Genomic DNA, 13,659 nt, shown 5'->3' with positions numbered 1-13,659 from the left:
CAGGATGCCGCCGAAAGGCAGCCATCGATCGCAGGCAGAAACCTGTCGGGCAGCGGGTTTCCCCTACTCCAGCCAGACCAGGCTGGCGAAGCGACCGGTAGGGTTGGCGCGGCGGTAGGAGTAGAAGCGCGGATCGCTGAAGGTACAGAAACCTCCGCCATACACCGCGGTCACGCCACGGGCAGCCAGGCGGATACGCGCCAACTGATAGATGTCGGCGATATAGCGCCCGGTATTGGCGCTCGGCACGAAGGCTCGCTCGGCCTCGCCGTGAGTCCCGATGAACGCCTCGCGAACTTCGCCCCCGACTTCGAACACCTGCGCGCCGATCGCAGGACCGAGCCAGACCAGCAACTCGTCCCCGTCCACCTCGAGCGCATCCAGCGTCGCCTCCAGCACGCCGCCAGCCAGGCCTCGCCAGCCGGCGTGAGCCGCTGCCACGCGGGTGCCCGCGCGGTCGCAGAAGAGCGCGGGCAGGCAGTCGGCGGTAAGCACGGCGCAGGCGACACCGCGGCGGGCGGTCCAGCTGGCGTCGGCACGGTGGACGGTCTGCAGGTCGGCCTCCACCGCACGCACCGAATGCACCTGGGACAACCAGGCCGGCGCGCAGCCCAACGTTTGGTTCAAAACACCGCGGTTCGCGGCGACCGCGGACGGATCGTCGCCGACGTGATCGCCGAGGTTGAAACCGTCATACGGGGGAAGACTGAAGCCGCCGGAGCGGGTGGTGACGCAGGCACGAACGCCGGCGGGTGCCGGCCAATCGAGGGTCAGCCAGTCGTTCAGACGAACGCCTCGTTGTCTTGGCGCAGCAGGGTCAGCAGCCAGACCAGATCGACGGGCAGTGGCGACTCCCACTTCATGCGCTTGCCAGTGACCGGATGATCCAGCTCGAGAAAGCGCGCGTGCAGGGCCTGACGGGGAAACTGCTTGAGAGTTTCCACCAGGGTGGCGCTGGCGGCCGGCGGAATGCGGAAGCGGCCGGCGTACACCGGATCGCCCACCAGCGGGAACCCGACGTGGGTCATGTGCACACGGATCTGGTGAGTGCGCCCGGTTTCCAGCTTGATGCGGGCATGCGTGTGCGAGCGGAAGCGTTCCAGCACGCGGTAGTGGCTGACCGCGGGCTTGCCGCCGTCGATTACCGCCATACGCTGACGCTGCGCGGAGCTGCGCCCGATCGGAGCATCGATCTTCCCGCCGGACGTGATCACGCCGATGACGATGGCCTCGTAGATGCGGCTGACGCTGCGCGCCTGCAACTGCGCGACCAGCTTGGTCTGCGCCTCGAGCGTCTTGGCGACCACCATCAGGCCAGTGGTGTCCTTGTCCAGGCGATGGACGATGCCCGCACGCGGCACGTTCACCAGGTCCGGCGCATGGTGCAGCAGCGCGTTGAGCAGCGTGCCATCGGCGTGCCCGGCCGCCGGGTGAACGACCAGGCCGGAGGGCTTGTCCAGCACCAGCAGATGCTCATCCTCGTAGACGATGTTCAGCGCGATGTCCTGCGCCACCCAGTCGCCCTGAGCTTCCTGCTCGGCCTTGAGTTCGAGCACGGCGCCGCCGTAAACGATGTCACGCGGACGCAGCACACCGCCGTCCACGGTGAGCGAGCCGTCCTTGATCCAGGCGGAAAGACGCGAACGCGAATGTTCGGGAAAGACCTGGGCTGCGACCTGATCGAGACGTTGCCCGCCGAGTTCGGTGGGGACCGAAGCGTGCAGTTGGATGGCTTGCTTGCTGATAGGAGACATGCTCGGAAAGGCAGGGCGTAGCCTTTGGTTCGGCTGCGCGCTTGTGGTTAAATACGGCGTCTTTGCCCCGGCACAACCGGGGCGTCCACTATAACAGGACGGCCGCGCACGAGACAGCCAGCCGTCACAGGGACGCAAGCCGATATGCAAGTGAAACACCTGCTGCTGATCGCCACCCTCGCCCTCACCGCAGCCTGTTCCTCGAACAAGGAAGTGGTCGACGAGAATCTGAGCGAGGCCGAGCTGTACCAGCAGGCCCAGGAAGCCCTCAGCGATAACAGCTACAATAGTGCAATCGCTAAACTCAAGGCCCTGGAGTCACGCTACCCGTTCGGCCGCTATGCCGAGCAGGCGCAGTTGGAGCTGATCTACGCCAACTACAAGAACGTCGAGCCGGAAGCCGCCAAGTCCTCGGCGGAGCGATTCATTCGTCTGCACCCGCAGCACCCGAACGTCGACTACGCCTATTACCTCAAGGGCCTGGCCTCGTTCGACCAGGATCGCGGCCTGCTGGCGCGCTTCCTGCCGCTGGACATGACCAAGCGTGACCCCGGCGCCGCACGCGATTCGTACAACGAGTTCGCCCAGCTGACCAGCCGCTACCCGAACAGCCGCTACGCGCCCGACGCCAAGCAGCGCATGATTTACCTGCGCAACCTGCTGGCCGCCTACGAAGTGCACGTCGCCCACTACTACCTGACCCGCGAGGCCTACGTGGCCGCCGCCAACCGCGGCCGTTACGTGGTGGAGAACTTCCAGGAAACCCCTTCGGTGGGCGATGGCCTGGCGATCATGGTCGAGTCCTACCAGCGCCTCGGCCTGGACGACCTGGCTGCCACCAGCCTGGAAACCCTGAAGCTGAACTATCCGGACAACGCCAGCCTGGTCGATGGCAAGTTCGTGCCGCGCGAAGAGGAGGCCGATAACCGCTCCTGGCTGGCCAAGGCCACCCTCGGCTTCATCGAAAGCGACACGCCGCTGCCGCCGGGCGAGACCCGCGCCAGCCAGGACGTGATCAAGCAGTACGAGGACGCCCAGGAATCGATTCCGCAGGAACTGATCAATCAGGACGGTGCCGATGCACAAGCCCCTGAAGCCGAGGCGCCGAAGAAGCGCTCCTGGTTCAGCCGCCTGACGTTCGGCCTGTTCGACTGAGTCGACTGCGCTGAGAGAAAAAGGGCCCGCGAGGGCCCTTTTTCTTTTCCTGTCATTAGCGCCCGGACTGCCGGATGGGGGCTCTCGCGGAGCAGCGGAGTCCTGGAGAGAACGCCCCCGTGCCCTCGGCGTCAGTGATCGTGATGCAGGTAGCTCGCCTGCTTCGGCAGGCGCAGGCTGACGAAGAAGGTCAGTACCAGCATGCCCGACACGTACCAGTAGAACGTCTCCTCCATGCCGATGCTCTTCAGGCCGAGGGCGACGTATTCCGCCGAGCCGCCGAACAGGGCGTTGGCAACCGCGTAGGACAGGCCGACGCCAAGCGCGCGGATTTCCGCGGGGAACATTTCGGCCTTCACCAGACCGGCGATCGAGGTGTACAGGCTGACGATGGCCATCGCCAGGATGATCAGGCCGAATGCCGCAAACGGGCTGCTGACTTCCTTCAGCGCGGTCAGGATCGGATAGGTGCAGAGCGCTCCGAGGGCGCCGAACCAGAGCATCGAGGCGCGCCGGCCGATCCTGTCCGACAGCATGCCGAACAGCGGTTGCATCAGCATGTAGACGAATAATGCGAAGGTCATCACCGCGCTGGCGGTCTTCGCGCTCATGCCACTGGTATTGACCAGGTACTTCTGCATGTAGGTGGTGAAGGTGTAGAAGATCAACGAGCCCCCGGCGGTGTAGCCAAGCACGGTGAAGAACGCTGCCTTGTGGTGCCGGAACAATTCGCCGAGGGTGCCGGCCTCCTTGCGCCCCAGGTCTTCGGTCTTCGCCGTTTCATTCAGCGAGCGGCGCAGGTACAGCGAGATCAGTGCCGCCAGCGCACCGACCACGAAGGGGATTCGCCAGCCCCACGCCCGCAGTTCGTCCTCGCTCAGCACCTGCTGCAGGATCACCACCACCAGCACGGCGAGCAACTGGCCGCCGATCAGGGTGACGTACTGGAACGAGGAGAAGAAACCACGTTGCCCGCGCAGCGCCACCTCGCTCATGTAGGTCGCGGTGGTGCCGTACTCGCCGCCTACCGACAGCCCCTGGAACAGACGCGCCAGCAGCAGCAGGAAAGGCGCGAGCGCGCCGATGGTCTCGTAGGTCGGTAGGCAGGCGACCACCAGCGAGCCGCCGCACATCATCAGCACCGAGATCATCATCGAGGTCTTGCGCCCGCGCTTGTCGGCGATGCGGCCGAATAGCCAGCCGCCGATGGGGCGCATCAGGAAGCCCGCGGCGAACACCCCGGCGGTATTCAGCAACTGGACCGTCGGGTCGTCCTTGGGAAAGAACGCCTGGGCGAAGTAGATCGCGCAGAAGGCGTAGACGTAGAAGTCGAACCATTCGACCAGGTTGCCGGACGAGGCGCCGACGATGGCGAAGATGCGCTTGCGGCGCTCCTCCGACGAGTAATGCGGGGTATCGGTCATCGGGAAGTCCCTTTGAGAGGCTGTTCTTACCCTGACCTGTAACGGGATATGTCGTTCAACGCTGACGTGGATGTGCGGTCCGTAGCGGCGAAGAACTTCCGTCGCCATGGACCGTTCCGAGGGCTCAGTCGCCGATCTGCCAGCCCGAGGTGATCGGGTAACGGCGGTCGCGACCGAAGCCGCGCTGGGTCACGCGCACGCCAACGGCCGCCTGGCGCCGCTTGTACTCGTTGAGATCGACCAGGCGCAGCACCCGGCGCACCGTCTGCTCGTCGAAACCCTCGGCGATGATCGCGTTGGCCGACAGGTCATGCTCGACGTACAGGCGCAGGATTTCGTCGAGCACCGGATACGGCGGCAGCGAATCCTCGTCCTTCTGGTCCGGCGCCAGTTCGGCGGACGGCGGACGGTCGATGACCCGCTGCGGGATCACCGGCCCGAGCGTGTTGCGGTACTCGCAGAGGCGGAACACCAGGGTCTTCGGCACGTCCTTGAGCACATCGAAGCCGCCGGCCATATCGCCATAGAGCGTCGCGTAACCGACCGCCATCTCGCTCTTGTTGCCGGTGGTCAGCACCAGATAGCCCTTCTTGTTGGAGATCGCCATCAGCAAGGTGCCGCGGCAACGCGCCTGCAGGTTCTCTTCCGTGGTGTCGCGGCCGAGCCCTTCGAACACCGGCGCCAGGGTGGCGAGGAACGATTCCACCATCGGCGCGATGGGCAGCACGCTGTACTTCACGCCGAGCGCGTCGGCCTCTTCCTCGGCATCTTCCAGGCTCATCTGCGCGGTGTAGTGATACGGCATCATCACCGCCTCGACCTGCGCCGCGCCGAGCGCATCCACCGCCACCGCCAGCGTCAGCGCCGAATCGATGCCGCCGGAGAGGCCGAGCACCACGCCCTTGAAGCCGTTCTTGCGCACGTAGTCGCGCACCCCGACGACCAGCGCCTGGTAAACGCTGGCCTCGATGCCGGGCAATGCCGCGCAGGCGGCCGGCAGCGGTTGCAGGCGTTCGCCATCGAACGTCAGTTCGACCGGCAGCAGCACGTCGGCGAAGGGCTCGGCGCGCTGGGTCACCTGCCCGTCGGCGGAAATCACGCAACTGCCGCCGTCGAACACCAGCTCGTCCTGCCCGCCGACCTGGTTCACGTAGATGATCGGCATGCAGCAGTCGGTGGCGCGACCGGCCAGCAGGCGCTCGCGTTCGGCCTGTTTATCGAGGTGGAAAGGCGAGGCGTTGAGACTGAGCATCAGCTTGGCACCCGCCGCCCTGGCCTGGGCGATCGGCTCGGGGAACCAGATGTCCTCGCAGATCGTCACCGCCACCGGCACGCCCTTCACTTCGATCACACAGGGCCGCGCGCCAGATTCGAAATAGCGTTTCTCGTCGAAGACCCGGTAGTTGGGCAGCTTCTGCTTGTAGTAGCGCGCCAGCAGCACGCCATCGGCGAGCACCCCGCAGGCGTTGTAGCGGGTTTCGCCCACCTGCCAGGGGTAACCGACCACCAGGTAGATGCCGCTGACTTCGTCCTTGATGCGCTGCAGCCCCTGCTCGATGCGTGCCTGCATGCTCGAGCGCAGCAGCAGGTCTTCCGGCGGATAGCCGCACATGGCCAGCTCGGGAAAGACGATCAGATCGGCCTTCATCCGGTCGCGCGCCTCGAGCGCGGCGGCGATGATCCGCTCGACATTGCCGTGTATGTCGCCCACCGGCAGATTCATCTGGGCCATCACGACCCGCAGGGTTTGGCTCATGCCGCCTCCACGATTCCATTGATCTTGCATGCCGCTGCGAAAAGAGGCACCCGCTGGGCGTATTCTCCCGTATCCCGCCAGCCGGTAACAGCGCTTCGGCCACAACCGCCGCCGGCGATGCGTTCATCGCTGTGCTCGCCCTGCGGGCTTGGCTAAACTGCCTGCCTTTCCTCACCAAGCGAGCGTCATCGCATGTTTCGTCTGCTGTTCTGGGCCGCGCTGATCGCGGCGGCTTACTGGTTGTGGCGACGGGCCACACGCCCTGCCCGGCCGGTTGAAAAGCCCGAAAGCGCCACGCCGATGGTCCGTTGCGCGCACTGCGACATCCACCTTCCGCGCGAACATGCACTGGCACAGGGCGAACGCTGGTACTGCAGCCAGAAACACCTGGAACAAGGCGCCAAGCCTGGTGCCCGATAGTTCCCTGCCGCTGAGCAGCGCCGCCAGCCCACGGATGCTGCGCCTCTATCACCTGTACCGGCTGACCATCGGCCTGGTGCTGGTGCTGCTCATCTCCAGCGACCTCGACGACCAGTTGCTCGACCTGGCCCAGGGGTCGCTGTTCCGCTACGGCAGTTGGTTGTACCTGATCGTCAACATCGTCATCGCGGTACTGCTGCAACGCCCGCGCCACCTGTTGCAGGTGTTCAGCCTGGCGATGTTCGACGTGACCATGCTGTCGGCGCTGTTCTACGCCGCCGGCGGTACGCCAAGCGGCATCGGCAACCTGATGATCGTCGCCGTGGCGATCGCCAACATCCTGTTGCGCGGGCGCATCGGCCTGCTGATCGCGGCCGTGGCATCGATCGGCATGATCTACCTGACGTTCTACCTGAGTCTCTCCCGTCCCGCGGCGGCCTCGCAGTTCGTCCAGGCAGGCGCACTCGGCGCGCTGTGCTTCGCCGCCGCGCTGTTCGTCCAGACCCTGAGCAAGCGCCTGCGCCATTCCGAAACCCTGGCCGAACAGCGCGCCAGCGACGTCGCCAGCCTGGAGACGCTCAACGCCCTGATCCTGCAGCGCATGCGTACCGGCATTCTGGTGCTCGACGAACAGCGCCGGGTGCTGCTGGCCAACCAGGGCGCGCTGAACCTGCTCGGCAGCGACCACCTCGCCGGCGAATCCCTGGCGGCACGCTGCCCGACACTGGTCGAGCGCCTCCAGCAATGGCGCGACAACCCGACGATGCTGCCGCGCAGCATCGTCGCGGTGCCCGGCGGGCCGATCCTGCAACCCAGCTTCATCGCCCTGCAGCGCGGCGAAGAGCAGCAGGTGCTGGTGTTCCTCGAGGACATTTCGCAGATCGCCCAGCAGGCGCAGCAGCTCAAGCTGGCATCGCTCGGCCGCCTGACCGCCGGCATCGCCCACGAGATCCGCAACCCGCTTGGTGCCGTCAGCCATGCCGCGCAACTGTTGCAGGAATCGGAAGGCCTTGAGGCGCCGGACAAGCGCCTGGCGCAGATCATCCAGGACCATTCGCGGCGGATGAACCTGGTGATCGAGAACGTGCTGCAACTGTCCCGCCGGCGCCAGGCCGAGCCGCAATTGCTCGATCTGAAGTACTGGCTGCACCGTTTCGTCGGCGAATACCGCAGCGCGTCCGGACCGAACCAGACCCTGCACATAGAGACCCACGGCAGCAGCCTGCAGACGCGCATGGACCCTCACCAGCTGACCCAGGTTCTGACCAACCTGATCGAGAACGGACTGCGCTACAGTGCACAGAACAACGACCGGGGCCAGGTCTGGCTGCGCCTGTTCCGCGATGCCGACAGCGACCTGCCCGTCCTCGAAGTGCTGGACGACGGGCCCGGCGTGCCCCAGGAGCAGATCGAGCATATTTTCGAGCCGTTCTACACCACCGAAAACAAGGGCACCGGCCTGGGCCTGTATATTTCCCGTGAGCTGTGCGAGAGCAACCAGGCGCGCCTCGACTACAAACCCCGCGAAGAGGGCGGCAGCTGCTTCCGCGTCACCTTCGCCCACCCGCGCAAACTGAGCTGACCATGACCGCTCGACAGAGAGCCCTGATCGTCGACGACGAGCCCGATATCCGCGAACTCCTGGAGATCACCCTGGGGCGGATGAAACTCGACACGCGCAGCGCCCGCAACGTCAAGGAGGCGCGCGAATGGCTGGCGCGCGAGCCCTTCGACCTGTGCCTCACCGACATGCGCCTGCCCGACGGCACCGGCCAGGATCTGGTGCACTACATACAGCAGCGCCATCCGCAGGTCCCGGTGGCGATGATCACCGCCTACGGCAGCCTGGATACCGCGATCAACGCGCTGAAGGCCGGCGCCTTCGACTTCCTCACCAAACCCGTGGACCTCGCGCGCCTGCGCGAACTGGTCGCCACAGCGCTGCGCCTGCATGCACCGGGCAACGACCCGGCCAGCTTCGACGAGCGACTGATCGGCGACTCGCCGCCGATGCGCACCTTGCGCAAGCAGATCGAGAAGCTCGCGCGCAGCCAGGCGCCGGTCTACATCAGCGGCGAATCCGGCACCGGCAAGGAGCTGGTCGCACGGCTGATCCACGAACGCGGCCCGCGCGGCGAGCAGCCATTCGTCCCGGTGAACTGCGGCGCGATTCCCTCAGAGTTGATGGAGAGCGAATTCTTCGGCCACAGGAAAGGCAGCTTCACCGGCGCCATCGAGGACAAGCAGGGGCTCTTCCAGGCGGCCAACGGCGGCACGCTGTTCCTCGACGAGGTGGCCGACCTGCCGCTGCCGATGCAGGTCAAGCTGCTGCGCGCGATCCAGGAAAAAGCCGTGCGCGCCGTGGGTGGCCAGCAGGAAGTGGTACTCGACGTGCGCGTGCTCTGCGCCACCCACAAGGACCTCGCCGCCGAGGTCGCCGGCGGACGCTTCCGCCAGGACCTGTACTACCGGCTGAACGTCATCGAACTGCGCGTGCCGTCCTTGCGCGAACGTCGCGAGGACATCCCGCAGCTTGCGACGAACATGCTCAGCCAACTGGCGGCGGGGAGCAGCCAGCCCGTTACGCTGCACGGCGAAGCCCTGGAAAAGCTCAAGAGCTACCGTTTCCCTGGCAACGTCCGCGAACTGGAGAACATGCTCGAGCGCGCCTACACGCTGTGCGAGGACGATCAGATCAGGCCCGAGGACCTTCGCCTCGCCGATGCCCCGGGCGCGGGCGATACGGCCGATGCCAGCCTGGCGCAGGTGGACAACCTCGAGGACCATCTGGAGGAGATCGAGCGCAAGCTGATCATGCAGGCACTCGAGGAAACGCGCTGGAATCGCACCGCCGCGGCGCAACGCCTCGGCCTGACCTTCCGTTCGATGCGCTATCGGCTGAAGAAGCTGGGGCTGGACTGAAGCGATCGATGGATGCGCGCCCATCGATCGGCTGTCCTCAGATGCGCCCGGCAGGCATGTAGGGCGTGGGATCGATGATCGGCTCGCGCCCCGCCATCAGATCCGCCAATAGCTGACACGAAGCCGGGGCAAGCACCAGACCGTTGCGGAAATGCCCGCAGTTCAGCCAGAGCCCGTCGTGCCCCGGCAGCGGACCGATGAACGGAATGCCCTCCGGCGAACCGGGACGCAAACCCGCCCAGTGCCCCACCACCTCGGCATCGGCCAGCGCCGGCAGCAGTTCGATGGCCGAGGCCTTCAGGCTCGCCAGCGCTTCGTCGGTGGGCGTCTTGTCGAAGCCTTCGTACTCCAGCGTGCTGCCGACCAGGATGTGCCCGTCACGGCGCGGAATCGCGTAGCGCCCCTTGGCCAGGACCATGCTCGGCAGGAAGTCGTCGGCGCACTTGAACAGGATCATCTGCCCCTTCACCGGCTCGACGGGCAACTCCACGCCCAGGGTCGCCAGCAACTCGGCACTCCAGGCCCCCGCGGCGAGCACGACCCGGTCCGCGCGAATCTCCCCCTGCTCGGTCAGTACGCCGCGAATTTGCCCGCTCTCGCGAATGAACCCCGTCACCGGACAATGCTCGCGCAGGGTGACATTCGGCATCCCCAGCACGGCTGCCCGCAGCGAGCGCACCAGGCGCGGGTTGCGAATGTTCGCCACGCCGCTCATGTGAATCGCGCTGGAGAAGCCCGAGCCCAGGGGCGGGACCGCGTCGTGCACCGCCGCGATGTCCACCGACTGCAGCGGCCGACCCTGTTCCCGCGCCCAAGCCAGCGCCAGCGGCTCGTCATCAAGGTCCAGCCAGTAAAGCCCGGTGACGTGCACTTCGGGATCGATTGCCGTCTCCTCGAAGAGCCGTTCGGCCAGATGCGGGTAATAGTCCTGCGACCAGTGCGCCAGCGCAGTCACCGCCGCGCTGTAGCGCCACGGATAGAGCGGCGAAACGATCCCGCCGCCGGCCCACGAAGACTCGCGCCCGACATCGCCCTTCTCCAGCAGGATCACGTCATAACCCTGCTCGGCCAACAACCGTGCGCTGAGCAAGCCGATTGCACCGCCACCTACCACCAGAACCTTGTTCAAAACCATCCTCCACGCGTCAACGGGTCACCCCCGCGCCGATTGAAATTGCTTCGCCCAGAGCTAAAAGAAGAAGGCGGCCAGGAAGGCCGCCATGATACGGGCAAAGGGATGTGAGACATGAATACAGATCAAGCGAAAGGTTTCACGCTGCTGGAACTACTTATCGCTGTTGCTCTGCTAGGTGTGCTCCTTGGACTAGCGGCACCGGCGTTCTCTGAACTGATCCAGCGCAATCGCAGCGAAGCGCTGCAGAATCAGTTGATGTCGACCTTGCATATGGCCCGCGCGCATGCAGTGGAGAACCGCCATGAGGTGGAAGTATGCGGATCGAGCGATGGCACAGCATGCGACAACGCATGGAGTAAAGGGTGGTTGATTCACTACCCCGAAAGCGGCTCGACCCCTTTGTTTTTCACTCCGATGAGCAATGGGGTGCAGCTGAAATGGGCAGGGCTCTCTCAGAAAATTCGCTTTGAATCCGGTGGGCTGGCGGTCACCAGCAATGGCACCTTTTCTTCCTGCAGCATGCACCAAGAGATTGAGTGGCAGATCAAACTCAATCGCCAAGGCCGAGCTCGCACGTTGACCGCCGAAGCAGTCGCAAGTGCAGGTGGATACCGGTGCAAATGAGCCCGCTGCCGATCATCCGCCTCGCTGATCCACTCGTCCCTCTTCATGGGAAATTGATCCGGACTTGGTGCATATGTACGCGCGAGAAAGGAGCTGTTCATGCGCGCAAGAAACACATCGTCCGGGTTCACGTTGATCGAGCTGATGATCGTCGTGGTGCTCCTTGGGATATTTGCATCCATCGCCGTCCCATCGTTCAGTCGGCTCGTAGAAAACAATCGGCTACAAAGTTCAGCTTCAGAGCTCTATCGACTACTGATGTCCGCTCGCGAGGACGCCATAACCAAGCGCGTCTCAGTAACCGTGTCTCAGAGCGGAAGCAGCTGGAAAGCGGCTCAAGGAGGCAGCGATACACGCAGCATAAGCATTCCCGCAAGCGTTACCGCGACGCCCGAAAATAGCGTTACTAGTGTTGTTTTCAAGCCCGACGGGACCGCCGCGACCATGGTCGTCAACTTCGCGAGTACCAACGCCACCATCAAGTACATCATCAAGACCGACCTGCCTGGCCGGGTAACGATGAGCAGCGCTAATCCCTGAGGGTTCACATGCGTACACTTCGCCTAAATCTAGGGTTCAGCATGATCGAGGTCCTCGTTACCGTTGTGCTGATTTGCATCGGCGTGCTTGGCATGGTCGCCATGCAAGGCCGCACCATCGCGTATACCCAGGACTCGGTTCAGCGCAACACGGCGGCGATGCTCGCCGACGACCTGATGGAAATGATGCGAGCCGATTCGTCGATGGTTTCCACAACTGGTCTGCCTGCCAGCTCATCAGGCTACTACAAAGCGGCAGGCTCAAATTTTCCTTCGGCAGCTACCACCTGCGCGCCTCCGCCCAGCTCAGCGTCAGATCGCCTGGGGTGCTGGGCAGAGCGGGCGAAAGCGGCGCTGCCCGACGCAACCAGCCTGCTGAGCAGCGATTTCCACGTTTGCCGTTCCGCCACCCCGGGCAACTGCACAAGTACGGGATCAGCAGTCGAGATCCAGCTAGCGTGGCGGGTCAAAGATGGAGAATGCATGGATGCGAACGCTGGAACCGATGACGATAAAACCATCTGCCACTATCGCTTGCGTGCCGAGCTCTAGGACTTATCTATGAACTTTCGGCACGAACAATTTGGGTTATCGCTCGTCGAGCTTATGGTGGCGTTGGCGATCAGTAGCTTTCTGATACTTGGCGTGACGCAGATCTACATCGACAACAAAAGCAACTATCTCTATCAGCAAGGTCAGTCAACCAACCAGGAGAATGGAAGATTCACCCTGATGCTGTTGGATCGGCAACTCTCCAAAGCCGGTTACCGACGTCGGCCTGATGTCACCCTCGAGCAGGCCTTCCCAGCAGGGGATTTCACTGCAAGTACCGGATCGGAAACGTGCGCTTTCTCGGCCGGGCAGGCGATATCCCGGGTAGACAGCAGCACCATCTGTATACGTTATCAACCACGCACGGCTAGCGAGCTGGACTGTGCGGGAACCGGCATAAGCAGCGCCAACGCCAGCGCAATTGCCAAACCCTATACCACCCCTACTGAATCGTTCGTAGAGAAAATCACGATCGGCAATGGCAACCTCGTATGCAATGGAACGACGCTGGTAGAGGGGGTCGCCGGTATCCGCTTCGATTTCGGAATAGGTGCCGCGGGGACCCGGGAAGTCACCAGCTACACGCAAACGCCGGGATCGAATCCCATAGGCAGCGTCAGATACTACGTATTGCTGGCAAGCCAGAACAATCTTCGCCAGAACATGAACAGCCAAGCGTATTGCGACTGGATAAAGCTCGGCGACGCTAGCGCCAACTGTACGGTGCCGGATGACAAGCTCTATCAACTCGTCAACAACAGCATGACCCTCAGGAATCTAATGCCATGAAGCGCTTCGCCCCGATGCCTGCAAGACAACACGGAGCCGTGCTTTTCGTCGCCTTGATAATGCTCTTGATCATTACGCTTCTAGCCGTGACCAGTATGCGTGAAGTAACTATGGAGTCGCGCATTACCGGGAACCTGATGGAAGAGAAACGCCTCCGAACCGCAGCTGAATCGGCACAACGCGAGTCCGAACGGCGCCTGGCAAACGTCAATGTCGCACCGGAGGTCTGCACTTCGACAACACCCACCACGCTATGCATCCAGGAGATCGTGCCCAACACGGCGGACGGCTATAAAACCTTCTTCACCACAAGCACGGGTAAAGGATACTTCACCTATAGCGGGCTGGACGGCGGTACGACACTCGATAGAACTGCGCGCTGGTACGTACGCGATGCTACAAGCGTAGGAAACATACAGACGACATGTACCCAGGCGGAAGATTATTTGAGCGGCAACAACTGCGTTAACTACTACGAGGTGAATGCTCAATCCTTTCAGGGCTCTGGCGCGAGTAAGAGCTGCGGCGCCGACGCCTTGTGCGTACGCTCCGTCGTCGCCGCCATTTACAACTAGCAGTCGGAGACAAT

Annotated in this window: 14 protein-coding genes; 9 read left to right on the top strand and 5 right to left on the bottom strand. The window is 63.7% G+C overall.

The genetic code is table 11. From position 1 onward, the window contains the following. Positions 1–63 precede the first annotated feature (63 nt). Together pgeF and rluD are read right to left on the bottom strand one after the other, a co-directional pair. Positions 64–786 carry a peptidoglycan editing factor PgeF gene (gene pgeF / locus B3E91_RS08255; protein WP_287029106.1) on the bottom strand — a complete coding sequence of 241 codons (723 nt, stop codon included), beginning with the start codon at positions 784–786 and terminating at the stop codon, positions 64–66. Then, entirely contained in the window at positions 783–1,754 is a 972-nt protein-coding gene (rluD, locus tag B3E91_RS08250) for a 23S rRNA pseudouridine(1911/1915/1917) synthase RluD (protein ID WP_287029026.1), read from the bottom strand. The genes pgeF and rluD overlap by 4 nt, the downstream gene beginning before the upstream one ends. 144 nt (positions 1,755–1,898) lie before the next feature. Between rluD and B3E91_RS08245 the strand changes: the two genes are divergently transcribed. Further along, the gene (locus B3E91_RS08245) at positions 1,899–2,909 is read left to right on the top strand and encodes an outer membrane protein assembly factor BamD (RefSeq protein ID WP_287029024.1); all 1,011 of its coding nucleotides are present in this window, start codon (positions 1,899–1,901) and stop codon (positions 2,907–2,909) included. 131 nt (positions 2,910–3,040) lie between these two features. Here B3E91_RS08245 and B3E91_RS08240 read toward each other — a convergent pair whose 3' ends face one another. Then, positions 3,041–4,333 carry an MFS family transporter gene (locus B3E91_RS08240; RefSeq protein ID WP_286786161.1) on the bottom strand — a complete coding sequence of 431 codons (1,293 nt, stop codon included), beginning with the start codon at positions 4,331–4,333 and terminating at the stop codon, positions 3,041–3,043. A 124-nt stretch (positions 4,334–4,457) separates the two neighbouring features. Further along, complete coding sequence (locus B3E91_RS08235; protein WP_287029022.1) at positions 4,458–6,089, bottom strand: NAD+ synthase; 1,632 nt, start codon at positions 6,087–6,089, stop codon at positions 4,458–4,460. Between the two features lie 192 nt (positions 6,090–6,281). On the opposite strand from B3E91_RS08235, the gene B3E91_RS08230 reads away from it, so the two are divergent. From B3E91_RS08230 to B3E91_RS08220, 3 genes are read left to right on the top strand one after another with little or no spacing between them, the layout of a single operon-like run. Next, positions 6,282–6,509: a PP0621 family protein gene (locus B3E91_RS08230; protein ID WP_287029021.1), complete on the top strand. Its 228-nt coding sequence runs from the start codon at positions 6,282–6,284 to the stop codon at positions 6,507–6,509. Between the two features lie 34 nt (positions 6,510–6,543). Further along, entirely contained in the window at positions 6,544–8,091 is a 1,548-nt protein-coding gene (locus B3E91_RS08225) for a sensor histidine kinase (protein ID WP_287029104.1), read from the top strand. Positions 8,092–8,093: 2 nt separating this feature from the next. Further along, entirely contained in the window at positions 8,094–9,431 is a 1,338-nt protein-coding gene (locus tag B3E91_RS08220; RefSeq protein WP_287029020.1) for a sigma-54-dependent transcriptional regulator, read from the top strand. 37 nt (positions 9,432–9,468) lie between these two features. Here B3E91_RS08220 and thiO read toward each other — a convergent pair whose 3' ends face one another. Continuing rightward, the gene (thiO, locus tag B3E91_RS08215; protein ID WP_414708216.1) at positions 9,469–10,560 is read right to left on the bottom strand and encodes a glycine oxidase ThiO; all 1,092 of its coding nucleotides are present in this window, start codon (positions 10,558–10,560) and stop codon (positions 9,469–9,471) included. Positions 10,561–10,677: 117 nt separating this feature from the next. Here thiO and B3E91_RS08210 point away from each other — a divergent pair, with 117 nt between their 5' ends. From B3E91_RS08210 to B3E91_RS08190, 5 genes are all read left to right on the top strand, one after another. Next, on the top strand, positions 10,678–11,190 hold the full coding sequence (locus B3E91_RS08210; RefSeq protein WP_287029018.1) for a GspH/FimT family pseudopilin: 513 nt from the start codon (positions 10,678–10,680) through the stop codon (positions 11,188–11,190). Positions 11,191–11,289: 99 nt separating this feature from the next. Beyond that, complete coding sequence (locus B3E91_RS08205; RefSeq protein ID WP_287029017.1) at positions 11,290–11,730, top strand: GspH/FimT family pseudopilin; 441 nt, start codon at positions 11,290–11,292, stop codon at positions 11,728–11,730. Between the two features lie 8 nt (positions 11,731–11,738). Further along, a complete protein-coding gene (gene pilV, locus B3E91_RS08200) occupies positions 11,739–12,281 on the top strand; it encodes a type IV pilus modification protein PilV (RefSeq protein ID WP_287029015.1) in 543 nt (180 codons plus the stop codon). Positions 12,282–12,290: 9 nt separating this feature from the next. Further along, on the top strand, positions 12,291–13,070 hold the full coding sequence (locus tag B3E91_RS08195) for a PilW family protein (protein ID WP_287029014.1): 780 nt from the start codon (positions 12,291–12,293) through the stop codon (positions 13,068–13,070). Continuing rightward, positions 13,067–13,645 carry a pilus assembly PilX family protein gene (locus B3E91_RS08190; RefSeq protein WP_287029011.1) on the top strand — a complete coding sequence of 193 codons (579 nt, stop codon included), beginning with the start codon at positions 13,067–13,069 and terminating at the stop codon, positions 13,643–13,645. Before B3E91_RS08195 ends, B3E91_RS08190 begins: the two co-directional genes overlap by 4 nt. Positions 13,646–13,659: the final 14 nt, after the last annotated feature.

Source organism: Pseudomonas sp. UBA6310 (assembly GCF_002438225.1).
GTDB classification, from domain to species: domain Bacteria; phylum Pseudomonadota; class Gammaproteobacteria; order Pseudomonadales; family Pseudomonadaceae; genus Pseudomonas_O; species Pseudomonas_O kuykendallii.
Note: the sequence above shows the minus strand (reverse complement) of the source record. Positions and strands in the feature narration are given on the sequence as shown.

What these genes read in the sequence shown, in the direction of transcription:
- rluD (WP_287029026.1), bottom strand. Translation starts at nt 1,754, where the DNA reads ATGTCTCCTATCAGCAAGCAAGCCATCCAACTGCACGCTTCGGTCCCC.
- B3E91_RS08245 (WP_287029024.1), top strand. Translation starts at nt 1,899, where the DNA reads ATGCAAGTGAAACACCTGCTGCTGATCGCCACCCTCGCCCTCACCGCA.
- B3E91_RS08240 (WP_286786161.1), bottom strand. Translation starts at nt 4,333, where the DNA reads ATGACCGATACCCCGCATTACTCGTCGGAGGAGCGCCGCAAGCGCATC.
- B3E91_RS08235 (WP_287029022.1), bottom strand. Translation starts at nt 6,089, where the DNA reads ATGAGCCAAACCCTGCGGGTCGTGATGGCCCAGATGAATCTGCCGGTG.
- B3E91_RS08230 (WP_287029021.1), top strand. Translation starts at nt 6,282, where the DNA reads ATGTTTCGTCTGCTGTTCTGGGCCGCGCTGATCGCGGCGGCTTACTGG.
- B3E91_RS08225 (WP_287029104.1), top strand. Translation starts at nt 6,544, where the DNA reads ATGCTGCGCCTCTATCACCTGTACCGGCTGACCATCGGCCTGGTGCTG.
- B3E91_RS08220 (WP_287029020.1), top strand. Translation starts at nt 8,094, where the DNA reads ATGACCGCTCGACAGAGAGCCCTGATCGTCGACGACGAGCCCGATATC.
- B3E91_RS08210 (WP_287029018.1), top strand. Translation starts at nt 10,678, where the DNA reads ATGAATACAGATCAAGCGAAAGGTTTCACGCTGCTGGAACTACTTATC.
- B3E91_RS08205 (WP_287029017.1), top strand. Translation starts at nt 11,290, where the DNA reads ATGCGCGCAAGAAACACATCGTCCGGGTTCACGTTGATCGAGCTGATG.
- pilV (WP_287029015.1), top strand. Translation starts at nt 11,739, where the DNA reads ATGCGTACACTTCGCCTAAATCTAGGGTTCAGCATGATCGAGGTCCTC.
- B3E91_RS08195 (WP_287029014.1), top strand. Translation starts at nt 12,291, where the DNA reads ATGAACTTTCGGCACGAACAATTTGGGTTATCGCTCGTCGAGCTTATG.
- B3E91_RS08190 (WP_287029011.1), top strand. Translation starts at nt 13,067, where the DNA reads ATGAAGCGCTTCGCCCCGATGCCTGCAAGACAACACGGAGCCGTGCTT.